Genomic DNA, 23,287 nt, shown 5'->3' on the forward strand with positions numbered 1-23,287 from the left:
TCATGTTTTTTTTAGACTATATTCCGCCTCACTTAGCTTTTGCTTTTGAGGTGAAAAATGGCAACCAAAACGAATATTCACTCACGGACGACAATATCCAAGAAAATGTATCGGTCGAGTTCAATCATGATCTCCGGCAGGTTTACATGTGACAAAAACGACAACCAATTACTCTATCAGTCTTATCTCGAACTTGGAGTGCTCAGGTGCTTCGCTTTAGATCTCAACATAAAACTCATCGATAGCCAACGAGGCACCATGAAATGGATGCCTAAGGACTCTGAAGTCCTACGAACGTACACGCCAGACGTCATAACGGTAGATAGCTATGGGGAAATCACTTTTACTGAAGTAAAGCCTATTGGCCGGTTGACTAAGGATGAGACAGCGCGGTTAGGCGAAATTCGTGATGCGTTTAATCGTGCAGGTTTCGCCTTTCGGATCATTACAGACGAAGACGTGCCATATGAAGCTTTCGTTAATGCTGGGCAGTTATTATGTGCTGATATCAAACATTTCCAGCCGTCGTTTCTTAATACGGTAGTAAACAGTCTGTCTGCAATGCTCCCTGAACGCTTTACGTTTGGTCAGTTGGAGCGAAGTCTTGCCCTATATGGTTTTCCTATCTGCCACTTTGGTCTCATCAAGGCTGGGTACTTTGCATTTAATATAAAAGAGCTACTGACGCCTTCTACACCTGTATGGAGGGCGGCATGAGTATCCCCTACCTGCGAGAATCGACACGCTTTACGCTCAACGGATCGCAATGTGAAGTTCTCAACATTTTTCGTTCTGACAATGAACTGCGCTACCGTGAAATTCATGACGACGAAAATGAGTATTCAAATTCTACAAATCTCATTTCTCTGGCCGATTTCTCGAGAAAGATGGAAGCCGGTGACATCCAATTTGAGGAGTTTAGAAAAGAAATTTTTTCTCGCTATTTAACTTCGCAACAAACAGCACAGATATCGTATCGAGAGCGATATGTTTTGCAAGCAATGAAAGAAAGCCCTTCAGCACCTACGCGACCAGCAGCCGTAGACGAAGCAATAAAAGTGGTAAAAGGGAATACTCATGATGAAACGCCACCGTGCCGGTCAACCGTGCAGGGATGGATAAAACGCTATAAAGATAGTGGCTGCAATAAAATTTCATTATTAGATGGCTTTTTTTCTACAAATACTCGACGTCGTCAACTGCCAGAGGTTGAAGAAGCATTTCAAGACTGTATCGCTGACCACTATCTGCGAAAAGATCCCAAGCCTATTGAGCATATATATCAAATATTTACTGCAATTTGCGATAAAATAAAAGCAGAAAATGCCGGCAACCCCAAATATGACTTTAAGATACCGAGCCTTAATACATTAAGGAATCGGATCAAAGCGCTTACCGATGAGGAAGCGCTCCTAGCGAAGTATGCCAACGAGAAGAATGGTAAGGCGAAAGTTAAGCAAAAGATTCGGGCAAAACTGAAAAAATTTAGAGTGTCGACTATTCTCGAACGTTGCGAAATGGATGGTTTGCATATCCATATCGGTATTGTTGATAAAAACAATACGACAGTTTTTCTGGGGTCAATCGTCTTAATGTATGTGATGGATGTGTATTCAAGAACAATTCTTGGCTATTCATTGCATTTAACCAAGAAAAAAAGCGAATCAGCAGACCTTATTCTTGCTTGCCTCAAACATACTATATCGATTAATAGAGATAAGCGCTGGCCTATCGTCAACAAAATTCCATTTGTAGTGACTGATGCAAGCGCACCCGCCACGAGCGATCTGTGCTCTCCATTTTGTATCGCAAACAATATCACATTGCTCATCACTACCGTTGCCCAACCTCAGGAAAAGCCGTTTGTTGAGTCACTGAATAACACGATTAGACGAATGTTCTTGAGATACTTACCGGGGTACTTTGGTAGAGAAAAATTCAGAGGTAACACAATCAAAATTGCTGAAAATGTGCAGAAGCAAGCCTCAATGACTATTGACGGTTTTATCAAAGAATTTGAGCACTTTATCCATGAGGTTTATCACAAAAATCCACACTCAGGCCTGAACGACCGGGCGCCAATTGATGTATGGAATGAGGAGTTTAACAAGCAGCCTTTAGCGATAAGAGAACAAGTCAAAATACCGCAGGCAACTGAACTTCATGGTTGCATTACTGAACATAAATTTATTAAAGCTGAAGATGGATTCACTGTTGATAAACGCTGGTATCGGGACGCTGGATTGCATAAGTGGCTCATCTCAAACCGCGATGGTCAATCGGGTTTCTCGGAGTCTGATGTATTTGATAAAGTGAAAATTTTATATTCACAACTTGATGTTCGTTCAATTACGGTCATTCACCCGAAAACACAACAACCCAGACAGGTTCCCCTTTCAGACTTGGAAAACCTTAACTTGCATGAGGATAAGCCCCTTCAGCGGGAGGAATATCTTAGCATCACTGAAAGCCGCTATCGGGGCCTGCCCGTCTCAGAAAAACGATTTTATGAGCCTAGTCATGAAACTGTCGCGACTTCGCGAAAAATTGAGAAACAGCGTCAGGACTCGCGTTCTGAAAAGAAAAAACAGGAGAGCGAACGCCGCAAGCAAAATACTCAGCACCACCTAGTGGAAAGCAAAGAATACGCGCAGGAGATTAAAAATCTGACAAGCAAGGCCTCGACAACCCCAGAAAACGTAATCATTCATGAAAATAGCCAATCGTTATTAACGGATGAGTATTCCGGCGAAGAGTGGGAAGACGATATTGATTTAGATGACATAGGTAATTGGGAGGAATAATAACTATGCAAACTCTATTTAATGAAGAAAAATACATCAATTCTCATATTACTAAAGTGATTAGAGAAAAGCTTGAATACTGTCTACTGTCAACAAGACGAAAATCACCAAGTGGCTTGATCATTGAGGGACCGACAGGAGTTGGTAAGACAACGACCTGCGAACGCGAACAGATTTCAATCAATCAACGATATGAGCAAGCTGGTTTGCCTGCACCAATCTATATGATCAAGTCACCCAATAACCCCGGCACAAAAGATTATTACTCAGAAATCCTTGCCGCAATTGGTGATCATAGTCCGTTTACAGGAACTCAGCAAAGTCTGCGGGAGCGCCTTTATAAGCAGCTTGTACTTAAACAGGTCAAGGTCCTCATTTTTGACGAATTTCAACAATTAATTGAAAAACGCAGTGATAAAGTTGTTCGGCACACCTTAGATGACATCAAACTCATTTCAGATAAATTTAACATCGCGTGCATATTCGTCGGCACCAGCGGAGTTAGCAATCTCGCGAAAAAAAACGAGCAGGCAGCCTCTCGCTATCCATTTATAATTCGTATTAATTACATGGGTTTTTCGGATCAAAAAAAGCAAGCAATCACAAGAAAGTTCATGTCAGCCTTCTTTAAGGCGCACTCCTTAAACATTTTAGGCTTCGATGAATATGAGCTTTGTCTTCGGCTTTATGCTGCAACAAATGGCGATTTGCGACTATTTGTAAACTTGCTCGATAATGCTACTGGCTTTCTTACCTCCCCTGAGAATATTAAACCGGTTGCACTCAAAACTCTAGCGCACTCATATAAATCTTTGGTTTCGCAAGTCCGTATAACTAAAGTGAATCCCTTTACCGCAAGTATTGAAGCGCTACAGACAGAATTGAATATTAAGGATTACTCAAAAGTCGCTAAGGATGCAGCATGAACAATCCTTCATCAACTTTCAGGCTTCCCCGTGAGGAGGAATCAGCCTTTCATTACTGCGAGGATATAGCGCTTTCTCATGGTTGGGCCTCATCTGATGAACTTTTAAAAGCTTGTGGGCACCCGCCGGTTAGAAACTGGTTCTCAGAAAAAAATACAGTCACTCAGGCGCTTCAAGTTCATATTGCCCCTTTTGCTAACAAGGCAGACATTGATGTCGAAAGTTTTAAATTTTATGACAACAGTCATCCACAACTGCGTATTTGTCCAGCCTGTGTGAGCGAGCAAAAACCACATCTTGCTCTACACCAACTACCGTGCGTCACGCACTGCACGGTTCATGGCACTGAATTACTGGATCATTGCCCAAAATGTGAGAGTATTATCTCTTCAAGCCTATTAGGTGATTGCACAAATTGTCTGGAACAGCTGTCAATTGAGGTCTGTACATCAAATACCGGCTATTTTGAATTTGCACAAACCTTGAATGAACCAGTTCGATTTCTTCAGCAATTATCCGTCTTAGCAGAGCAAATCATTCGACCTTGGGACTTGGTAACTCAACCTATAGAGTGGAAAAAATTGCGCAACAGTGAAGTTGTGATTGCTATGGATTGTGCCTTCAACTTAGTTACAGACGGCCTCGCGCCATCTCAATATAGGGATTATCTGTATATTAAACACATAGGTATCTGTGACTTATTGGACCCACTTCTGTCAGAAAAAATTGAAAGAGTGAGAGATACAATTTCACAGTGTCTGGAATACTGTGATCCCAATTTACGGCTATCGTACACCGGGCTTGATAAAGCACGGCTCGATGGTATGGTTTTGTTTTCTCAAAAGATCGTTTCTAATAAGCGTCTGTCGGTAGCAATTGGTGATGAAAGTGCTTTAGAGCAACACTGCACGGGAAGGCAGATAATTAAAACGTTTGGGCTTGATAATATTACCTTAAGAAGCCTAATCGATATGGACATCTGTGTGCCGGTTAGTAATACGCGTGTCATGTCCCATGCGATTTTCTGCTTCAAATCAACTGTTAAGCGTATTAATGCCCGCTTACCACCATACCACTACGGATTGAGTGAACATCACGTATGTTTAAACCATATTTCAGAACGAGCTTTAAATGCCTACGCGCTTACAAAGGGCGAAATTCTGTATAGCATTTTGACCGGTGAAATAAAGGCTACTGTAGATATACAGGAGCGCAAGGAAGGCAGTCGTATTTATGTCCAAATTCAATCACTGTTGGATTTTCTCATATCGCGACCAGTTATGAACAATCATCTATCAATATCAGAGCTGGCTGAAATTCTTTTTGTCCCTGATGATGTTCTCGAACAATTTGTAAGTAGTGAAATTGGCTTGTACTACGCCAAATATGTTAATACCGGGCCACGTCTGCTTGATAGAGCTTGTGCAGAAGAGTTTATTCGCTCTTACGCGAGCATCAGTCGACTTGCATGGTTGTACAAGCGAATGCCCAGTGAAGTTGCAAACAGCTTAAAGGCTGCATGCAGTGAGTCTTCTGTAATATCGGTGTTTAGCCCATCAAAGCAAAGGCACTATTCGTTTGCCAAAATAAACCATTGCATTTCAAGAAATTTACATAAAATTTTTGATGGTATGCCTAAAAGATTAATTGAGAAAAGATGGTTTGTACGAAGAAATGAGTCCATTTTCAATGGTATAGAAGAGTGTTATGACTATTTTGAGCTGGAGGAAACATCATGAAGTTAAAACATTTTGTCATGACCTTCCCTTTTCAAGTAGCCGTAAACGCCATTGTTGGAGCGACGATTATCTATCTGGCTTATAACGCAGGCATACATGTTTGGATTAGCGGCGAAATGCCAAAGTTAAGCTTCTGGCAATCTATATGTATTTATCTGATTTTTGGTGTGTTACTCGGTGACTACCGTTTTACTATTGACTCAGAAAAGCACTGAGCTATCGAAACAATATGACTGCGTTTTTCATTTTAGAGTTGACCAAAACTGCATGAAAGACTTTTTAACAAGACAATTTACACTCAGAGGCAATTAGTTATGACTAATAAACTTGATGTACTGGCCTTATCCGAAGAGGTTGAACACGACAGCAATTCGGGAAAGTTATGCCAAGAGCTGCTTTCACAGGGCCAAACCCTTTACGGTAAGAGCGCTAATTACCCGGAGTACATTGAACGCATCACGCCAGATGGAAAAAAAGCTTTGGGGCATTGGATAAATGGAGAATTTGTTGTTGCTATTAACCTGTATTAACGATGAACAATCCCGCGTTTTTCAATCCTATTTACAAAATTACCTGACAGACCGCTTTGATAGTTAATTGCGGTCAGTTTAATTTTGTTCTGAACCTAAAATTGGGGCAAATAATAGGCCTCAACTTGAAAAATGTTTGTATACAGATCTGACTATATTTTCTAGCCTACTATTTAGGGCACTTAGCTCGGGAACCCTTCTTCCTTCATGTACAATTTTACTTCTAGCTGAGTAGGCATTATCAACAAAATCTATATCATCCTTGTCTATATTGCAGTCATTAAGCAACCTTTTGATTGCACTACGAACAGATTCTCTTTTTAAACCATCTAGTTGACCTCTTAATGAATTCTTTAAGCGATCATCTTGAATGGTAGATTTATCAATTACCGCTTTTAAATCCTTTATGGTAGTTCCAAGCTGATCAGTTATATCGTTTTGCGTAGCTAAGGCTTCAAGAGAACTCATGATCATTATCAATTTTGAACGATGATTACCCTCAAAGTGAGATGCAGCAAACAACTCCATAGATAACAGTAAAGAGTATGGAATTTGGTCATAGTGAGAAAATGATTTTTCTAAAGCAATTGCAAAAGCAGAAACGTTAGAGTGATTTATTGAGGTAGCAAAACACTGAGCTGTGATTCTTGCGCCTGCTGTTCTATCAATTACTCTGCAAGGGAGTGGTGAGTCAGGCCACGAAAGTTCAACACCCCACCCCATTTGAATACAGAAGTCTAATAACGAATAAGCAACTCTTGCTCCTACATTTTCAGCTTCGCTAGCGGTATGTGTTGCATTAATTATTAGCCGAAAGCCTTTTGAGCCTGAATCAGTTAGATGAGGGTGGATTGTTCTGGGCTCTAAAGTCAAAATAAGGTCGTGATTCCACAGCATTGAGAAACTAGCATCGTTGACATCAGAGAAACCGCCTTGGCTGCTAATTATAAAGTCAATTTTGACTCCCCAAGAATAGACGTTGGCTTTATTAGATATATCCGCTTTACTGATCATCGGGCTTTCCCTAATTTCATAATGTGTGAGCAGCAAATTGCCCCGCTTGCAACTTTTTACATTTTTATGCGCTTATAGTCTTAGTTGCATGTTTTCTAGCCATCCAACCGAAGATAAGGGTTAAGACAAAGTAGTACAGAAGGCCGATTACTAAAGTTATAGCAATCCATATCAATGGTGGAAGAGTTTTGAACAACTCTGAGATTTCTTCCCAAGCGCCGGAGCCAAATACCACTGGGATGACAATTAGAACCCCTAAAGCTGAGATTATAAAGGACGAAAGCAGACAACCTAAGGAGAGGAGCCTTCTTTCTTTAGCGGACGGCGCTCGACCTAACTCTACTACAAATTTGATAGCTACGGCATAACCTGACCCAATCAGTATGGCTATATTTGCACTGGAACCAAGATCAATATCAAATCCATGGGACAACACATTTATTACACACATGAATGCAGCGTAGTACCCGCTAAAAATAAAAACGTATCTTTTGATATTTACGTCTTCCTGACTCATTATTCGAACTCTCCTGACATGTAACGCATCGCTAATTGGCTGCTGTAGCGTAGCTTATCCAAAAGCCTACACCAATTTATACCCATGAGTTTACCTAAAATCAATAACTTGAAAAGCCAACCATGCACAAAATCTATTTGAAATTTAACACATTGATAAAAAGTCACAACAATACACGTGATTTTTAGTGGAGGTTAGCATGGCCAGAGCACATAAACGGTTGTCTACCGGACTATTGAAGCTGAATCAAACTTGGGTTTGTGTCTTCTGTTGGCACTTGGCAAACGAGTTAGGCGACGCTTAAGCCAACGTAGAGCTAAAATTGACTTCACCGCCTCATGTCGAACAGTGTGCCTAACTACCAGTCGTTAGATATCAGCCGAGATTTCAAACTTTGGGGCTATTAATTTATGTGTACTGGGTTTATCAATTTGCCAAGCAATTAAATTCACCGGTATTCTGAGCTTTAACAATTCATCAAACATCACAGGATTGGTAACACCCTCATCCAGCCAGCTATTAAGGAGTTCAGGTTGTGGCGGCAATATCAATGGCATCGATTTAGAGTGAATGTCTTTCAGTTTAGGGTGAGGCGGTAAGGTGATCACTGAGCAGGATAAAGCGCTCTCACCCGTTTCTGAATTAAACCACTCACGACATAAACCTCCCATAAATAAACCACCCTGCTTGGCGACCATATCGTGGTAATGAATAGGTTTGCGGTTTACATATTCTGTTTCGCCAAATCCTTTAACCGGTATTACGCAGCGGCTATGCCGAAATGCATTATAACCCGCTGAGTTTTTAACATTAAGTTTGTCGTACCGGGTGTTGAACGAGGTGTACTTTGAGGGTTTAAAGCCAGTATCCGATTTATCGAGTAGTAACCACCAGATTGCGGTATCCATCCGGCGCACGCCTTGTTTCTCACGAACGATACTGACAGGTTGAGTGGCGCGAATAAACCGACTGAATATGGGCTGATTGGCAAACAAGCTTATTTGCAGACCCTCGCACAACTCAATCACATCTGGATCGTCGATAACATTCAGTCTGCCGCACATACACCAATTCCTTTATAGCCCGTTATTCTGGATCTTTATTTGAGGTGATGACGTCCGGTCGTGAATTTAGAAAATCCCCATCAGCTCGTTCAGCAGCAGTAAGAGATGACCAGCTTTAGCGGATCGGCGTGATAATCAGACATTGCCCCTCGCGACATATATCAACCTTATTTACACCACTGAACTCAGCTTCAAACTCCTCAGGAATAATTAGAACATAACTGCCATCGCTGTCTTTAACAAGTTCTGTTGTAACCGTAAAGTCGCTCCACTATGCAGCCAGTAACGTATTACATAGATACCAGCAGAATACTAGTAAATCCGCCAAACTATAGGTTCTCGTGGCAGCGCAATTTGAATTCAGAATATGCCTGCTAAGTCCTCATCAAACGTTACACCGGTAAAGTCATGCTCTTCAAATGCAGATTTAAATTTGCCTGTGGCAAAAAGTGCATGACACCCATAAAGCAAAGATTTGAACACCGCTTTATTGGCGACATCGCGCCGCTTAAAAACCAGTTCGGATAGGCCGCATTCAATACCTTCCTCATACCTGTGATGTGTTTTAGCGAGATCTTCTTTTGCAAATTGCAGCGAGACGAACAAATACATGGGCAAATTTGCAACATGCAGAGGTAAAAACTCGCCTTCATTGGCAAGTACAGGACTCAGCGCTTTATAAGCACGCTTCGATAACAGTAGGTATGAACCCCAGAACGATACGTCCGGTACATGTCGGACATTTTTATATTGAGGTGCCAGTGCACATCTGACAGGCGTCCAGCGGTCGCTCAATCTCTCGTTGGTACGAGGTTGTCGCCTGATAATAGAAAAGTCTTCATCACCAATTATATCGGCGAACTCAATCAAGCTTAATTGTGGGACTTCAACGCTGTATTCCAAGGGTTTTAGCCTATACACCTTTGACATGTGTTTAACCCCTCCATGGTCGTTCTGCAATAACATCATTCCGTGTTAATTTTTAATCACTATATTTACATATATTTTTCATAATGTAGACTAAGTCAGACTTATTCTGCAAGGAGCAACATGTGAAAAGTGCTGAACCTGTATACCTATCCGTAAATGAAATGGCCGAGGATTTCACCAACGTCACCGGTAATAAACAGTATGGTCAGGCAGCGGCCATGGCATACGCAATTTATTACCGTGATACCGTTATTGACACGGTGCGTTATCAGCGTGGCATGATTGACCAGCAGGCGTTAGAGCGCAGCCGTCATATCCGTTGGATGCACGCACGCAAACATAATGAAAAACTGTCGAACAACATGCTTTCTGCCGGTCGCCAACGACAAGAGAATATGGCAGCGCATCACATTGTTGCTTGGGATCACCCTCGTGCCGCCAAATCACGAATTCGTCTGGCAGCCTACGCTATTGATATCGATAATGAGTGTAATGGCGTTTTCCTGCCCCGCTTTCAACGGCATTGCCCGCATGAGTACCTTCCGAATGCACAACCACATTCAAAGACTCACACAGAAAAATATTTTCTCAATGTCGAGTTCCTTCTTGAAGCGACGATTGCAGAAGGCATGGGCCGTAATGCTATCATCTCAACACTGCGTGATGTTGCAGAGGAGCTGGAAGATGGCGACTTCCCGCTTCACAAGAGGATAGCAAATGTCTGAAGTTATGGCTGAAACAAAGATTTTTAGTGTGTTTGCGGACGTAGAGCAATACGCCATGCTGCAAGAATCAGCACTTGAGCTTATTATGCAGATAGATGAGCCTGTTGGTCTATATGGTAAACCCCTCGCAGACAAATGGGCACCGATGGACGTCACTTGGTTTTACAACCCTGATGAGCGAGTAAAACCACAACCGGACATTGCTGCATTTGGTGCGACAGCCTTTGCTGCATCCGCAGAAACATGTGAAACACTGAAACCTTTAATTGCCGATTACGTTGAGTTTCTACCGATTAATGTCGATGGAAGACGTTGGTACATCATTCATGTACTGGCACGAGAGGATGTTTTCAATGAAGCTGAGTCAGAACGAAAGATAAAGCGCGACGGCACTCCAAGTCGAATTTTCAAAAAGCTGGTATTAGATGCTGACCGAATTTCCGAGGGTGTATTGTTTCGTGTTGAAGGTTTAAGCCTCGGTATTTACAGTACTAATAGGCCGAACAGCCTGATGTCCGTAGTTCAAAAACTAGGATTAACAGGGATGGAGTTTCAGCAGGAGCTATAGCCACACAGGAGTTAACAACGGCTTTATAAATGGCAAAACGCCTTGCATCAGCGGCGTGGCCGCAGGCCACGTCAGACTAATCTGCTCGTGCATCTTTGGATTAGCAGGATCTAAATTTTCTTTATTGCCCGATACAATCTTTTGACAATGGCTCATTAATGTTCCTCACGGACATCGAACACTTCTGAGACTATGATGAAGCTTTTCAGAGTTTTATGTCCTGTGTCAGGCTTTAAACGAGCAATTTCCTCTGAAGTGTATTGTTTTACTAGTTGAAGAGAGCACATTATTTTGTTGGCACGCCGTTTCGAAATTAGCCCTGCTGTCTTTTTCTAAACGCTGAAAAGTCTAACACTGATGGTCTAGATCGTAGGCATCGATGAAAGCGTTTGTGTCTTATGGAACACCCGAGACCGGCTTTTATCCTAAAACCGGTCATCCATGAGGGTTATTAGGTAAGACTTATAATTTATTTATAATTTCACAGAATCCATCTTTGGCTTGAGAACCTGTGAAAGAGACGCCAGTAGGTAAGTCGAAATCAATAGATAAGTAGCCGTTATCGACCACATAGGTTGATACAACATTACCGGTACTTGCTTTTTGGTGAAGCACCAGCATATTAGGCGTTCTGGACGCAACTTTAATATCATAATCGTTATTGGCTGTTTCGTTTGTAGAGATACGATCTAAAACCACTTCTTTATCTACATTACCTATATACTGTTTCGCTTTGAACCCAGTAGTTATCAAGAATCCTCTCGCCTTGTAGTCCTCAATTTTACAGGAAATGTTCAGTGGCTTATTTGCGGTATAACTTTTTCTATCGGTTTCGTTCCCTTTTTCATGGGTTTTATGTTCAACAGATGCAGGACCATCTGAGTCTACGGTTGTGAATGCGATTAATGATTTTTTGTTATTTTTATCAATGCTCACTATTGCAAAACCAATTAGTTCTGCATTTATAACTGTCTTGAAATTATCTTTTTCCGTGCCATCACGCTGGGAATTAAGCCGGAATACTGCGCGGCGTAAAATATTGTTACTCTGCATGTCATCGATGATTTTAATGCCAGTTTCTTCGTCTGGAATAGTGAGGAATACTGCACAGTTTTCAGGGTTTTTAAATGCTAATTCGATATTGAGAGAATTTTCCCATAACCCTCCTACATCATATCTGTCCGGCGAAAAGCGCAATTCTCCGTCAGATTCACCGCAGTTTTTGCGTAGCATTTCCAATGTATTCATTTTAAGCCCAAGAGGTTCATACGATACTTGGATATCTGCTCGCGCAGTGATCAAGTCGAAAAATAAATACTCTTCTTCAAAAGCAACTTTCAAGCTTGAAGATGCAATCTCTTTTGCTAATGGAGTAAGGGTGTCACGGAGCAACATTTTGGCACGAAGTGGGTTCTTCTCTTTCTTATATTGCGCGAATTTATCTGGATACCGGTGCGACAGCGCATTCACCAGACCATCTTCATCAATCAAACCCGCTTCAAAAAGTTGCGCAGCTCTTTGATCGTGGCGCTTAAAAAAGTACTCTTGGGTGCGATCATCGTATGCAACATCGTTAATTTGAAAAGGTGAAACACCAATTGCGTTAAAGACAAGTGCACTGTTGTCGTTTATTGCCTTTTGAATAGGTTCCGGTTGCGAATAGAATGAGGTTTGCGCCTGAGAAGATAAGGCAACTGAGAGAAATATTACCCCTGAAAAAATACCTGTCTTATACATTGATGGTTCCTATTTATTAAATAATTAATTTTAATTGTTGCTGTAACCGAGCTTCATTTTAAAACGTCAAAGTTTGAGTACCTATCAGACGCGGTATATAAGATTTTCTTAAATAACACTTGATTTTGGCATTCGGGACAATCTAAGTGCTTAAGTTCATCGTCTTATCATATAGATTTACAGCCTTTAAACGCCGATTATATAATTTAAATATCCGTTCTGTAACAGTTTTTATTGACTATAAGCATCTGTCGCAGCACGTCGAACCAAAGTGCGGCCCAGTAGCAAAGTAACATAGCTGCCCCAGCCGAGATATTAAATATTTATATGGTTTGTGTTCAAAACCGTCAGGTCTCTTTCGACCTATACAACACTCTCACCCCACCGTTTTGAGTATGCTCCTCCCGAACATCAAACACCTCCGATGCTACGATGAGGCTTTTCAGAGTTTTATGTCCGTAATTTGGCTTTAAACGAGAAATTTCCTCTGGAACATGCTGTTTTACTAATTGACCAGCAATACTCAATAAGGTCCAGCCGTCATCCCGTTGCACTTGCTCTGAAATTTCACGAAGTAAAACGACTAACCTGCTGCCTTTTATAAACTGCAATTCTAAATGACTCTTACCGTCTTCAGAGTTGAGAAAGGCAAGCAATTGTTTTTTACCTTCATCAAGAGAATTTACGATCTCACTTAAATTTTTAATTTCCTGTCGTACTGTTTCACTTTGCGCGTCGAGTTTCCGGGCTATTTCTTGGCAACTATCAGGCGAGCTGGGTATAAAATGAGGCAACAGATGATGAACCAGTTCATTGCGTTCATTAACCAATCTAGACAACGCTGCTCTCTTAGTTTCAAAGTGGGCTGAATCACTTTTTATTCTAAATTTGAATGAAATGTGCGCTTCGTCATTATCATCGAACTCTTCATCTTCCGTTTCTGGTGATGCATGTATATCGTCAATGTACTGACTTACAAGCTTGCCCAAGGTCTGCGTGCTAACAGTAGCAACTTGCTTTGCTCTCTTGGCGTGGAAATCTCCGACATAACCGGAGATATTTCCGTTCAGTACGATATGCTTGAGCAAGTATTCTAGCTGTTGGAAGAGCAGCATATTTCTGCCTATCTTTTGCAAGACGTCATTGACTGAGATGTCGACCAACTTAACCACTCCGTTCGTAGGATCTTTTTCATGCGGCACAAAGCATGAACTATAAAATAAATGAGGTATTTAAGATATGGGGCAAACTGAGTCACTTATTGAGTTTTGGAGGAACAAAGCGTATTGTAAGAACACAACAGCAAGCCGCAATCTTGATCTACGCACATTCGAACGCGATTACTACAGACGATCTTTGCGGTTCTGTTTAAAAATTCTAACCGTTATTTGAAATTGAGAGTTTTTTCTAACGTTTAATTAAAAAGTGATATTTTCTTATTTGAATTTTTTGTCCCAAAACCCTTATTCCATAAGGGATTCATTTCTAACGCTAGAATGTATTTACCATTTTTTCTCGCACTGAAATAAGTAAAATAGATTACGCTGCTCTCGACTTACCTCGCAAAACCGATATTCCACAGGCTATTACAACAAATGTAAGAGACATATTGAGTGCCATATTGACCGTCTTAATAAGTGCGGGGTTTTGCTCTGGAGTAAATTGTGCGTTACCTAAATAGTAATGCACCATAAGGTTTACCAGACTCATTCCTAAAAGATTACCTATCGTTCGTGCAAGATTCATCGAAGCAGAAGCCACCCCTACCTCTTGAGGCTTAGCGCTTCCCATAATGGCGTTGTTGTTAGGCGTAGAAAATAAGCCAAATCCGATACCAACCAGTAGCAGCGAACTGGCAATATAAGCCACACTGCTTGCTGTGTTCATAAAACTCAATACCAGTAATCCGCAAGCAACAATCACACAACCCAAAGTAGCTACCAGCCTTGGCTGGAATCTGTCGGCTAGCTTGCCAGACAACGGGGCCATTATAGCCATCGAGAAAGCCTGAACCAATAAAACCTGCCCAGCATGAGAAGGACTCAGGCCTTTTACATATTGCAAATATAAACTCATCAGAAAAACCAGTGGAAAATTACTGGCATACATCAACAGTGACGTAGTCAATGACATAGAGAACACTCTACTCTCGCGAAACATTTTTACCCGAATAAGCGGCCGATGACTTCGACTCTGATGCAAGATGAACAGCGCTAAACTGATAGCCGATAGTCCTAGCATCACCCATCCTACATTGTTGGGTAATATGCTCAAACCGTAAACTAAGGTTGCAGAGAACAATGCAAAAATACCAGTTCCCCACCAATCGTATTTAGTTTTCTCGTCATTCTTCCATTCACCGGTGAGGCGCATTTTAATCAACAGTAGAAGTGCAAGAACGATCGGTACCTGAAAGAAAAACACCGAGCGCCAGCCCCATAATTCCGTGAGCCAGCCGCCAACTGCTGGCGCAATGGTCAATCCAACATAAATACATGCTGCAGTGATCCCTAAAGCTGCCCCCCTTTTGTTAGAAGGAGTAACTGATGTAATGATTGCAACACCAGTACCAAATATCATCGACGCTGCGGCTCCTTGTACGAATCGCCAAAACAGGATCCACTCAATGCTGGAGCCAAGTCCACACATAAAAGAAGAGAAGGCGTTTAAGGCCAGGCCGTAAGTATAGATACGCTTTCTTCCATAGTTGTCTGCTAATTTTCCAGCAGGCAGCATGAAGATTACACTGCTTAAGATAAATAGTGTCGGTAGCCACGAGACCATCTTGGCATTTGCCTGTAAATCAGCTGCCAAATCTGGAATCGCGATATTTACAGAAGCCATTCCGAGAGGCCCAATAATGGAGCCCAGACAGACAATAATTAAAGCGAATTTGGCGACCGCAGCGTTATTACTGGGATTTTCTGGCACTGGCAAAAGAGGAAAAATCCTTATGACAAGATTAGTTTTAGATCATACCCACGAAACAGTTTAAGTACATGGATAAATATCGATTGTAGTTAAAATAAAACGTCATTTATCCTAAAATCAAAATACATGATATGGTGATTACTATACTTTGATGGAGCAGAATGTTAAGGCTTAAATCCTAACTGATGACCATAAAATGGCTACTTTTAACCCTGCTCTGCTGGCCGCTATTGATATGGCAAGGTAAGCGGGTACGCAAATTAGCATTGCGCTTGCCTGAAGCTGCCGGGCGGCGCAGTGGTATGCAGGGTCGCGGCGAGCCGCTGCGCTTACTGATATGTGGTGATTCAGCTGCAGCTGGTGTTGGCATTGCGCAGCAGCAACGGGCTTTTGCCGGGCGATTAGTCGAGTTATTGGCAAAGCGATATCAGGTAAACTGGCAGCTTGCTGCGAAAACAGGCATCGATTGTGCTGGCTTAAACAACTTATTGCAACAGCTGTACTCGCATAGCAACGCTGTATACCAGCTGGATCTGGTGGTGGTGTCGATTGGCGTTAACGATGTGACAGCGCATCGTAATAAGGTTGAATTTCAGCGGCAGATAAGAGCCCTGTTAAGCAGACTAGCTACCGATTTTACTGATCCTTACGTATTGTTTAGCGCTGTACCGCCAATGCAGCATTTCACAGCCTTGCCCTCGCCGCTTAATTACTGGTTAGGTTTAAAGGCCGCTATGCTGAATCAGGCTCTGGCCAGTGAACTCAACAACTGGCCTAAAGCTAAGCTGGTGTATAGCAACCTGGCTGTAAGGGCCGATATGCTTGCTGAAGATGGTTTTCATCCCTCTGAGACAGGTTGTAAAATTTGGGCTCAGCTGGTTTTTGATGCTTTTGAGCTTATTGAACAACCCAAATAAGACTGCCAGGCTTTCACATCATTTCACAAAAACGTTATTGGTTTATTTTTAAATGGCTTATACATTAAAATCCGTACAGCATTTTGCTATGGTTTCAGGAACTAATAGTCATAAGTCTGTTAGACTGGCGGCCGACTTTTTTCTGCTAACTAACTCTTCTTTTTATCACATTGGAGCTTTTATGAAACACGTTTTACCAAAGCTGGTATACGCTACTCTACTTTTTACCGGCTTTTCTGCCAATGCGGCCAGCCCGGATATCAGCTGGAACTACGTTAGCGCCGGTTATGCAAAAGCTAATATTAAGATTGCTGATGACTACACAATGAAACCCGATGGTTATCAACTTAATGCTAGTTATCTGTTGTCTGATACGCTGTATATCCGAGGCTCTTATAGCGATCTTTCAAATGATATTATATTAGACGATATTCTTGGTATGACATTAGACACATCAGAGTTAACCTTAAGTTTGGGCTTGCGTCAGGCAGCTACCACTAACATTGATGCCTTTTTTGAGGGGGGGCTAAGTCGTTCAATTGCAGGTGTTGATGGCTTCGAAAAAGAGCGCAATAATGACTTTCAAGCTGGTGCCGGTTTTCGCTATCGAGTTACTTCTCGTCTGGAGTTAGCAGCAGCACTAAAATATATCAATAGCTCTGATTCCAGTACTTATGGTGATCTATCGGCTCGGGCGCGGCTTAACCCAATGTTTGACCTTTATGCCAGCTATCTGTTTGATAGCGATGTATCACTGCTTGGCGCTGGTGTAGTAGTTAACTTCTGAGAATATAATGAACACCACATCTGACTTACCGTTTTCTCAGGCTTGTGAAAACAACAAAACACCTATTTTAACTGTGCTGCAGCAGGCTTTTGCCGGCTGTAACTGGGTACTTGAAGTCGGTAGTGGTACTGGCCAGCATGCGGTGCATTTTGCCGAAAATTTGCCGCACTTATGCTGGCAGGCATCTGATCAGCCAGTCTATTTAGCTGGTTTGACAGAACGGATCCGCCGGGCAGGTTTAGCCAACCTGCCCCTGCCTTTACCGCTCGATATCTGTGCTGATCCAGCACCTTTGACGTCGGCAGATGGCCTATTTACGGCTAACACGTTACATATTATGCCCTGGCCGGTAGTGCAGAAATTCTTTAGTCGCCTGAGCGAACTAACACAAGCCAGCGCTGCGCTCTGTATATATGGGCCTTTTAACTATAATGGTCAGTTCAGCAGTGCAAGCAATGCGGCTTTTGATGCATCGCTGAAAAGTCGCGATCCGTTGATGGGAATTCGCGATATTGAACAGGTGCAGGCATTAGCGCAGCAACAGGGTTTTAGGTTGCAACAGGACTGCACTATGCCGGCCAATAATCGTTTGCTATGGTTTACTAAATAAATATCTCTAAGTAAAAAACCTTTAAGTACCCCACCTCAGGTAACTTTATGTTTTAACTTGTACTCTGCTTTTGTATATTCCTGGCTTCGTACGATATCGGCAAGTATCTCAACCGCGGTCCACATATCAATAAAACGCAGATAAAGAGGGGTAAAACCCAGCCGTAAAATATTGGGTGCCCGAAAATCTGCGATTACCCCCTGTTTTATTAACGCCTGGCATAATGCATAGGCATCCTCGTGCTGATAAGCCAGCTGGCTGCCCCGCTCCGCCTCATTGAGTGGCGTCAGCAGTTGCAGGCTTTGCAGGCAGTCATGTTGCTGCACCAACTGGTGAAAGTAGCTACTGAGCTGCAAAGATTTTTGGCGCAATTGTGTTAGTTCAACATCAGCGAACACATCCAGGGCGGCATCTAGTACGCTCAGTGATAAAATGGCCGGTGTGCCAGTGAGAAACTGTTCAATACCCGGCGCTTTCTGATATTGCTTATCAAAATTAAAGGGTGAATGGTGGCCCATCCAGCCAGTTAACGGTTGGCTCAGGCTATTATGCAAGCGTTTAGCGGCATAAATAAATGCGGGAGCACCAGGCCCGCCATTCAAAAATTTATAACCACAGCCAATGGCAAAATCAACCTGACAGGCGTCAAGTTCAATTGGCAAAGCGCCGGCACTGTGTGCTAAATCCCAGATAACCAAAATACCTTTGGCATGAGCCAGCTCAGTCAGCCGTTGCATATTAAGTAAACGGCCGCTGCGAAAATCAACCTGTGTAAGTAGCAAAACGGCCACATCCGGCGTCATGCCCGCGATGATATCAGCTTCATCGGCAACTAACTTAAGCTGACAGTTTTGCTCTCCCAGCAATGTTGCCAACCCTTGCACCATGTATAAATCGGTTGGAAAATTGCCGGATTGCGACAATACAATCGATCTGCCAGGATTTTGCGCTTGCTGCAGTAACAAAGCACAACTGAGTACTTTAAATAAATTCACCGAAGTGGAATCGCAACTGATAACCTGATCCGGCGCTGCACCAATTAAGCGGCCAATCTTTTCACCAACATGCTTAGGTAAATCAATCCAGTGATGTTTATTCCAACTGGTAATTAAGTCTTTTGACCACTGCTGCTGTACTAACTCGCCGGCACGCTCGGCCGCGGCTTCAGGCATAGCACCCAGCGAGTTCCCGTCCAGATAAATGACCTCTGTCGGCAGCCTGAATGCATCGCGTTTAGTGGCTAATGGGTCTTGCTGATCTAGCCGGACTATATGCTGGTACGTAATAAACTGGTTTTTCATGGGGTCTCACTAACTATTAACTGCTTAAGCGTGGTTAGAAACACCTTATACGCCTCAGTGTGCGGGTGGATCCAATCAAAATGCCCCGCTCCGTTGACAATATGGTAGGGTTGGCCGGTGGCCATTGCCTGAGCCGGTTCTACTATGCTATCAGCACTGCCGTGTAATAACAGGGTACTAGTATGCAGTTGCTGTTTTACCGGGTTTGCCTGCAAATAAGCTTGCGGGTGTTGCAACGCGTTACCTCCCATAAATTGCAGCGTTGCTTGCTGGCAACTGTTACTACCTTCAGCATACGCCGCTATATCGGTAATCGCTGCCAGGCCAATTACCGCATTAATGCTATTGTCCAAAGTTCTGGATTTTTGCTCAGTTTGTATGGCCGCCGCCAGCAAGGCTAAATGACCACCGGCAGAATGACCGACAAGACTGATACGACTGGTATCAACCCCATAGGCAGCTAATGAGCTACTAAAATTAAGCGCTTTACTGACATCCTCGAAACTACCCGGCCATCCGCCGCCGCTATCACCGCTGCGACGGTATTCTACTGACCAGACGGCAAAACCCTCCTGACTTAGCGCCTGACTAAACGCATTACTGTGCTGTAAATCATAAGCATTCAGCCAGCAACCACCATGAATAAATACCACCAGGGGTGCAGGTGTGGTTACTGACGTACCCGCTGGCAGGAATAACCGGCCAAATTGCAAATCCTCTTGTCCATAAGCCAGTTTATAACCTGTATCAACTACCGGTAGTGCCGTTACACTGCGGTAACTGACATTATTCAATAGTTCTGTTGGCGGCAATGAGCTGGCAGGCCGGCGCTGGGCGCAGCCGCTAAGTATAAGACTGGCGCAAACAAAAAAAAGTGTTATTTTAAAGTTAGTTATCATATTAGTTATTGGTGTTTAATAGCCAGAAAAATAGTGTAATACCGGCATGGCCGGTCTCATAGTTAAAATTAGTATGGTTTAGCACAAAAGCCTCTTTAAACACCTGAGCATTGGCCTTGTTATCAGCACACCCCGTGACTATATCTTCAGATAGTACCATTTGAACCAAAATTCAGCAGGAGTGCATTATGAGCGATAACTATACCCCACCAAAAGTCTGGCGGCCTAATACCGAAAGTGGTGGTCAGTTTGCCAGTATTAACCGACCAGTATCGGGTGCCACTCACCAGAAAAAACTGCCGGCGGGCAAACACCCTTTCCAGCTATATTCTCTGGCCACCCCCAATGGTGTTAAAGTTACGGTTATGCTTGAAGAGCTACTGCAAGCCGGTTTCAGTGACGCTGAGTATGATGCCTGGCTTATCAATATAAAAGACGGTGATCAGTTTGGTGATGGTTTTGTTGCACTTAATCCTAATTCGAAAATTCCAGCATTGCTGGATTCGACTAATGGCAACAGAGTATTTGAGTCAGGTTCAATACTGTTGTATCTGGCAGAGAAATTTGGCGCCTTCTTAGCAAAAGATCCGGCAAAACGCACAGAAACCTTAAATTGGTTATTCTGGCAGATGGGCAGCGCACCCTTCTTAGGTGGTGGCTTTGGCCATTTTTACGCCTATGCACCGGAAAAGTATGAATACCCGATAAACCGCTATGCCATGGAAGCCAAACGCCAGCTTGATGTGCTGGATAAACAACTGGCTCAGCATGAATACGTGGCCGGAGATGAATACAGTATTGCCGATATGGCGATCTGGCCCTGGTATGGCGTCCTTGCACTGGGCCGCCTATATGACGCTGCAGAGTTTTTGCAGGTACAGGACTACTCCAACCTGCAACGTTGGGCTAAACAGCTTGATGCACGGCCAGCAGTGCAACGTGGAGTGCTGGTTAATCGCAATTGGGGTGATGGTGCGCAATTGCCGGAGCGGCATAGCCGTGACGACTTTGCCGGCTTTATCCAAAAATGAGGGTTAAGTTTCAGGCAGCACTTACCACCCTGTGACAGTCTGGGCCGATCGGGCCCAGATATAAGTTACCCCTACACCGACTGACCAGCCGCCATTTTTCACCACCAATGGGCTATGTTGGTTTTTAGCATTTGAAACTGTCTCATAGCGCGCGAAACTAAAACCACGCCATTTTGATGAGAACTTTTTGCTGATAGCCCCGGACACTCTTATGGCAACTAAACCGGCTTTAGCATCAAACTCAGGCCGGCTGGTACTGGAAAATTGCTCTGCTACCTGATAAAACCTGTCCGTCAGCTTTTCACTACCAAATAGAGCACTAACCCCAAAGGTATAACTCAGCTCGGCAGTCGTTGTTACATCTGCAAACAGTGACGGTTCAATACTAACACCACTGTAGCGCATACCTTCTTCAACATCGAATACCGCCCGCACTGGCAAATCTAACCGTAGCCGGCTACCCCAGATATTATCACTGATTGTCCAGCGCAGGCGTGGGCCTGCTTCAACCAGCGTCCCCAGCTCAGGCATGCCCTCGCGTTCAGCAATATCACTTTCTGAAGCGCCCAATGCCGCAGCAAAACCAACATCCAGCTCCAGGTTATCACTTTTGTAGGCACGCAAACCGACATTGCCACGATCTGCGCGCAAAAAATCACCGCGGTAAATCAAATAAGGCAAAATAAAATTACGCTGCACCTGCTCACTGGAACCGGGATATGCCAGCTGCTCTATACTCAAGCCCAGTAAACCCGCCTCCCACAACGGTAGCTCGTTCGCTGGCTCGGCTTTTACCACGGCACAAAACCAAGCAATGGCAACAGAAGCCAGCAACAATAATGTTTTTACAGATTTAAACATGACACCCCTGCTGAGTAATAACCTGCTGCAAATAAGGTTCGAGTAGTTGGCAAACATTTACACGGGCTTGCAGTCTTGCCGCCAGTAAATACAAGCCTGCAATTTTTCGGTGTAAAAACAACGCATCAGCAGGCGGACTGTGCCAGTAATTCTGCTTCATACTAAGGGCAGTGCCGGCCTGACGCAAACGTAGGGCTAAGTCGCTGTTGCCAAAATCGAATGCACCATTGTACCTTATAGGTTCACATGCCAGCTCTACCAGGTTAAGTACCGCTATTTTCTGTTCCGCTAAAATAGTCTGACTGAAGAAGCCAATGGACGCTAACGCGTTACCCATCGCCGCTTGGTTATTGGAAATAGCAGCACGAAATAACGCCCGATAACCGTCGCTCAACACGTTGGAATAATCCCGGCAGGCCCCAAAGTCCAGCAGTACTAATTGCTTACTTTGGGTATTGTATAAATAATTAGCAAAGTTAGGATCAGTCTGTACCAGTTTAAATTCAAACAATTCACGGAAAAACAAATTAAACATTAAGCCAAGTACCCGGTCCCGTTCGCTCTGTGGTGCAGTTTGGAGGTTTTCAATAGGCTCGCCGTCAATAAACGACATAGTCAGAATATTTGCACTGCTAAGCGCCGGATAGACATCCGGTAGCAAATAATCGTGGTCAGTCGCCAGGTGTTGGCGATAACGTTGCAGGTAAGCGGCTTCTTTCAGGTAGTCAGCTTCATTCTTTAACTGGTTTTTCGCCTCAGCCAGTAAGCTGGTAAGCTCGACTGTAGAGGGGATCAGGCCAGTCATTTTTAATAGGGTTGCCACGTTATCGACATCACTGTTGATACTGCTCTTTACCCCGGGATACTGAATTTTTACTGCCAGCTTGTCGCCATTGTCATGATAAGCCTGATGAACCTGGCCAATAGAGGCAGCGGCCATAGGTTTAAAAGTAAAGTCCAGAAAATGCTGCTGCCATTGTTCACCTAACTCTTGACGCAGCACAAGTGACAACTGTTTAGCAGGCATAGGGTTGGCACTGGCCCGCAGGCGGGCTAGCAAGTCTGTCAGTTCAGCTGGCAAAACATCGCCACTGTCCATCGATAACAACTGGCCCATCTTCATCGCGGCGCCGCGCATATGGGCCAATTGGTCTGCTACCCGCTTTATGTTCGCCGGCGTCAGCAGCATGTTTTTACCACTTGGCTTATTGCCTTTTGCCAATTGTCTGGCACCTTCAGCTAGCATACCGCCGGCGACACGACCGGCTAACGATGCCAAACCACCCAGGCGACTCAGCCTGTGTATCGGTACCTGAGAAGACTTACCGGACATGACAACCCTGCATCAATAATCAAAACAATGTTCAGGTTACGTAGTACACTCCGGATAAGCTCA

At 43.5% G+C, this 23,287-nt stretch carries 23 protein-coding genes; 12 read left to right on the top strand and 11 right to left on the bottom strand.

The window, feature by feature from the left end; translation table 11 throughout:
* Positions 1–57 precede the first annotated feature (57 nt).
* The 6 genes from KG631_RS01085 to KG631_RS01110 all read left to right on the top strand — a co-directional run bounded on the left by KG631_RS01085 (position 58) and on the right by KG631_RS01110 (position 5,999).
* Complete coding sequence (locus tag KG631_RS01085) at positions 58–717, top strand: hypothetical protein (RefSeq protein ID WP_213994832.1); 660 nt, start codon at positions 58–60, stop codon at positions 715–717.
* Positions 714–2,804 carry a DDE-type integrase/transposase/recombinase gene (locus KG631_RS01090; RefSeq protein WP_213994833.1) on the top strand — a complete coding sequence of 697 codons (2,091 nt, stop codon included), beginning with the start codon at positions 714–716 and terminating at the stop codon, positions 2,802–2,804. Before KG631_RS01085 ends, KG631_RS01090 begins: the two co-directional genes overlap by 4 nt.
* A gap of 5 nt (positions 2,805–2,809) precedes the next feature.
* The gene (locus KG631_RS01095; RefSeq protein WP_213994834.1) at positions 2,810–3,730 is read left to right on the top strand and encodes a TniB family NTP-binding protein; all 921 of its coding nucleotides are present in this window, start codon (positions 2,810–2,812) and stop codon (positions 3,728–3,730) included.
* Positions 3,727–5,469 carry a hypothetical protein gene (locus KG631_RS01100; RefSeq protein WP_213994835.1) on the top strand — a complete coding sequence of 581 codons (1,743 nt, stop codon included), beginning with the start codon at positions 3,727–3,729 and terminating at the stop codon, positions 5,467–5,469. Before KG631_RS01095 ends, KG631_RS01100 begins: the two co-directional genes overlap by 4 nt.
* Entirely contained in the window at positions 5,466–5,684 is a 219-nt protein-coding gene (locus KG631_RS01105) for a hypothetical protein (RefSeq protein ID WP_213994836.1), read from the top strand. Before KG631_RS01100 ends, KG631_RS01105 begins: the two co-directional genes overlap by 4 nt.
* A gap of 99 nt (positions 5,685–5,783) precedes the next feature.
* Positions 5,784–5,999, top strand: coding sequence for a hypothetical protein (locus KG631_RS01110; protein ID WP_213994837.1), 216 nt, complete (start codon positions 5,784–5,786; stop codon positions 5,997–5,999).
* Between the two features lie 120 nt (positions 6,000–6,119).
* On the opposite strand, the gene KG631_RS01115 is transcribed toward KG631_RS01110, so the two are convergent.
* The 4 genes from KG631_RS01115 to KG631_RS01130 form a co-directional block, all read right to left on the bottom strand.
* Positions 6,120–7,013 carry a HEPN domain-containing protein gene (locus tag KG631_RS01115; protein WP_213994838.1) on the bottom strand — a complete coding sequence of 298 codons (894 nt, stop codon included), beginning with the start codon at positions 7,011–7,013 and terminating at the stop codon, positions 6,120–6,122.
* A 64-nt stretch (positions 7,014–7,077) separates the two neighbouring features.
* Positions 7,078–7,530: an ABZJ_00895 family protein gene (locus KG631_RS01120; RefSeq protein ID WP_213994839.1), complete on the bottom strand. Its 453-nt coding sequence runs from the start codon at positions 7,528–7,530 to the stop codon at positions 7,078–7,080.
* A gap of 368 nt (positions 7,531–7,898) precedes the next feature.
* Positions 7,899–8,594: an SOS response-associated peptidase family protein gene (locus KG631_RS01125; RefSeq protein WP_213994840.1), complete on the bottom strand. Its 696-nt coding sequence runs from the start codon at positions 8,592–8,594 to the stop codon at positions 7,899–7,901.
* Between the two features lie 360 nt (positions 8,595–8,954).
* On the bottom strand, positions 8,955–9,524 hold the full coding sequence (locus tag KG631_RS01130; RefSeq protein ID WP_213994841.1) for a hypothetical protein: 570 nt from the start codon (positions 9,522–9,524) through the stop codon (positions 8,955–8,957).
* A gap of 122 nt (positions 9,525–9,646) precedes the next feature.
* Here KG631_RS01130 and KG631_RS19135 point away from each other — a divergent pair, with 122 nt between their 5' ends.
* Both KG631_RS19135 and KG631_RS01140 read left to right on the top strand, forming a co-directional pair.
* Positions 9,647–10,249 carry an AHH domain-containing protein gene (locus tag KG631_RS19135; RefSeq protein ID WP_213994842.1) on the top strand — a complete coding sequence of 201 codons (603 nt, stop codon included), beginning with the start codon at positions 9,647–9,649 and terminating at the stop codon, positions 10,247–10,249.
* The gene (locus KG631_RS01140) at positions 10,242–10,817 is read left to right on the top strand and encodes a hypothetical protein (protein WP_213994843.1); all 576 of its coding nucleotides are present in this window, start codon (positions 10,242–10,244) and stop codon (positions 10,815–10,817) included. The genes KG631_RS19135 and KG631_RS01140 overlap by 8 nt, the downstream gene beginning before the upstream one ends.
* 462 nt (positions 10,818–11,279) lie before the next feature.
* On the opposite strand, the gene KG631_RS01145 is transcribed toward KG631_RS01140, so the two are convergent.
* From KG631_RS01145 to KG631_RS01155, 3 genes are all read right to left on the bottom strand, one after another.
* Positions 11,280–12,554, bottom strand: a complete 1,275-nt coding sequence (locus KG631_RS01145) for a hypothetical protein (RefSeq protein WP_213994844.1) — start codon at positions 12,552–12,554, stop codon at positions 11,280–11,282.
* Between the two features lie 347 nt (positions 12,555–12,901).
* Positions 12,902–13,717, bottom strand: a complete 816-nt coding sequence (locus tag KG631_RS01150) for an OST-HTH/LOTUS domain-containing protein (protein ID WP_213994845.1) — start codon at positions 13,715–13,717, stop codon at positions 12,902–12,904.
* A gap of 376 nt (positions 13,718–14,093) precedes the next feature.
* Positions 14,094–15,485, bottom strand: coding sequence for an MFS transporter (locus tag KG631_RS01155; RefSeq protein WP_365868044.1), 1,392 nt, complete (start codon positions 15,483–15,485; stop codon positions 14,094–14,096).
* A 185-nt stretch (positions 15,486–15,670) separates the two neighbouring features.
* Here KG631_RS01155 and KG631_RS01160 point away from each other — a divergent pair, with 185 nt between their 5' ends.
* From KG631_RS01160 to KG631_RS01170, 3 genes are read left to right on the top strand one after another with little or no spacing between them, the layout of a single operon-like run.
* Positions 15,671–16,402, top strand: coding sequence for an SGNH/GDSL hydrolase family protein (locus KG631_RS01160; RefSeq protein ID WP_213994847.1), 732 nt, complete (start codon positions 15,671–15,673; stop codon positions 16,400–16,402).
* Positions 16,403–16,454: 52 nt separating this feature from the next.
* Positions 16,455–17,189, top strand: coding sequence for an outer membrane beta-barrel protein (locus KG631_RS01165; protein ID WP_213994848.1), 735 nt, complete (start codon positions 16,455–16,457; stop codon positions 17,187–17,189).
* A 7-nt stretch (positions 17,190–17,196) separates the two neighbouring features.
* A complete protein-coding gene (locus KG631_RS01170) occupies positions 17,197–17,799 on the top strand; it encodes a DUF938 domain-containing protein (protein WP_213994849.1) in 603 nt (200 codons plus the stop codon).
* Between the two features lie 35 nt (positions 17,800–17,834).
* Here KG631_RS01170 and kynU read toward each other — a convergent pair whose 3' ends face one another.
* Together kynU and KG631_RS01180 are read right to left on the bottom strand one after the other, a co-directional pair.
* Positions 17,835–19,100 carry a kynureninase gene (gene kynU / locus KG631_RS01175; RefSeq protein ID WP_213994850.1) on the bottom strand — a complete coding sequence of 422 codons (1,266 nt, stop codon included), beginning with the start codon at positions 19,098–19,100 and terminating at the stop codon, positions 17,835–17,837.
* On the bottom strand, positions 19,097–19,894 hold the full coding sequence (locus tag KG631_RS01180; protein ID WP_301003524.1) for an alpha/beta fold hydrolase: 798 nt from the start codon (positions 19,892–19,894) through the stop codon (positions 19,097–19,099). Before KG631_RS01180 ends, kynU begins: the two co-directional genes overlap by 4 nt.
* Before the next feature lie 293 nt (positions 19,895–20,187).
* On the opposite strand from KG631_RS01180, the gene yghU reads away from it, so the two are divergent.
* Positions 20,188–21,030 carry a glutathione-dependent disulfide-bond oxidoreductase gene (gene yghU, locus KG631_RS01185; RefSeq protein WP_213994852.1) on the top strand — a complete coding sequence of 281 codons (843 nt, stop codon included), beginning with the start codon at positions 20,188–20,190 and terminating at the stop codon, positions 21,028–21,030.
* Positions 21,031–21,051: 21 nt separating this feature from the next.
* Here the strand turns inward: yghU and KG631_RS01190 are convergent, their stop codons facing one another.
* On the bottom strand, positions 21,052–21,891 hold the full coding sequence (locus tag KG631_RS01190) for a MipA/OmpV family protein (RefSeq protein ID WP_213994853.1): 840 nt from the start codon (positions 21,889–21,891) through the stop codon (positions 21,052–21,054).
* Positions 21,884–23,224, bottom strand: a complete 1,341-nt coding sequence (locus tag KG631_RS01195) for an AarF/ABC1/UbiB kinase family protein (protein WP_213994854.1) — start codon at positions 23,222–23,224, stop codon at positions 21,884–21,886. Before KG631_RS01195 ends, KG631_RS01190 begins: the two co-directional genes overlap by 8 nt.
* Between the last annotated feature and the right edge of the window lie 63 nt (positions 23,225–23,287).

This window comes from Arsukibacterium sp., from assembly GCF_018402695.1.
Classification (GTDB): domain Bacteria; phylum Pseudomonadota; class Gammaproteobacteria; order Enterobacterales; family Alteromonadaceae; genus Alishewanella.

What these genes read in the sequence shown, in the direction of transcription:
- KG631_RS01110 (WP_213994837.1), top strand. Translation starts at nt 5,784, where the DNA reads ATGACTAATAAACTTGATGTACTGGCCTTATCCGAAGAGGTTGAACAC.
- KG631_RS01120 (WP_213994839.1), bottom strand. Translation starts at nt 7,530, where the DNA reads ATGAGTCAGGAAGACGTAAATATCAAAAGATACGTTTTTATTTTTAGC.
- KG631_RS01145 (WP_213994844.1), bottom strand. Translation starts at nt 12,554, where the DNA reads ATGTATAAGACAGGTATTTTTTCAGGGGTAATATTTCTCTCAGTTGCC.
- KG631_RS01100 (WP_213994835.1), top strand. Translation starts at nt 3,727, where the DNA reads ATGAACAATCCTTCATCAACTTTCAGGCTTCCCCGTGAGGAGGAATCA.
- KG631_RS01195 (WP_213994854.1), bottom strand. Translation starts at nt 23,224, where the DNA reads ATGTCCGGTAAGTCTTCTCAGGTACCGATACACAGGCTGAGTCGCCTG.
- KG631_RS01105 (WP_213994836.1), top strand. Translation starts at nt 5,466, where the DNA reads ATGAAGTTAAAACATTTTGTCATGACCTTCCCTTTTCAAGTAGCCGTA.
- KG631_RS01130 (WP_213994841.1), bottom strand. Translation starts at nt 9,524, where the DNA reads ATGTCAAAGGTGTATAGGCTAAAACCCTTGGAATACAGCGTTGAAGTC.
- KG631_RS01095 (WP_213994834.1), top strand. Translation starts at nt 2,810, where the DNA reads ATGCAAACTCTATTTAATGAAGAAAAATACATCAATTCTCATATTACT.
- kynU (WP_213994850.1), bottom strand. Translation starts at nt 19,100, where the DNA reads ATGAAAAACCAGTTTATTACGTACCAGCATATAGTCCGGCTAGATCAG.
- yghU (WP_213994852.1), top strand. Translation starts at nt 20,188, where the DNA reads ATGAGCGATAACTATACCCCACCAAAAGTCTGGCGGCCTAATACCGAA.
- KG631_RS01090 (WP_213994833.1), top strand. Translation starts at nt 714, where the DNA reads ATGAGTATCCCCTACCTGCGAGAATCGACACGCTTTACGCTCAACGGA.
- KG631_RS01085 (WP_213994832.1), top strand. Translation starts at nt 58, where the DNA reads ATGGCAACCAAAACGAATATTCACTCACGGACGACAATATCCAAGAAA.
- KG631_RS01160 (WP_213994847.1), top strand. Translation starts at nt 15,671, where the DNA reads ATGACCATAAAATGGCTACTTTTAACCCTGCTCTGCTGGCCGCTATTG.
- KG631_RS01140 (WP_213994843.1), top strand. Translation starts at nt 10,242, where the DNA reads ATGTCTGAAGTTATGGCTGAAACAAAGATTTTTAGTGTGTTTGCGGAC.
- KG631_RS01165 (WP_213994848.1), top strand. Translation starts at nt 16,455, where the DNA reads ATGGCTTATACATTAAAATCCGTACAGCATTTTGCTATGGTTTCAGGA.
- KG631_RS01170 (WP_213994849.1), top strand. Translation starts at nt 17,197, where the DNA reads ATGAACACCACATCTGACTTACCGTTTTCTCAGGCTTGTGAAAACAAC.
- KG631_RS01115 (WP_213994838.1), bottom strand. Translation starts at nt 7,013, where the DNA reads ATGATCAGTAAAGCGGATATATCTAATAAAGCCAACGTCTATTCTTGG.
- KG631_RS01125 (WP_213994840.1), bottom strand. Translation starts at nt 8,594, where the DNA reads ATGTGCGGCAGACTGAATGTTATCGACGATCCAGATGTGATTGAGTTG.
- KG631_RS01190 (WP_213994853.1), bottom strand. Translation starts at nt 21,891, where the DNA reads ATGTTTAAATCTGTAAAAACATTATTGTTGCTGGCTTCTGTTGCCATT.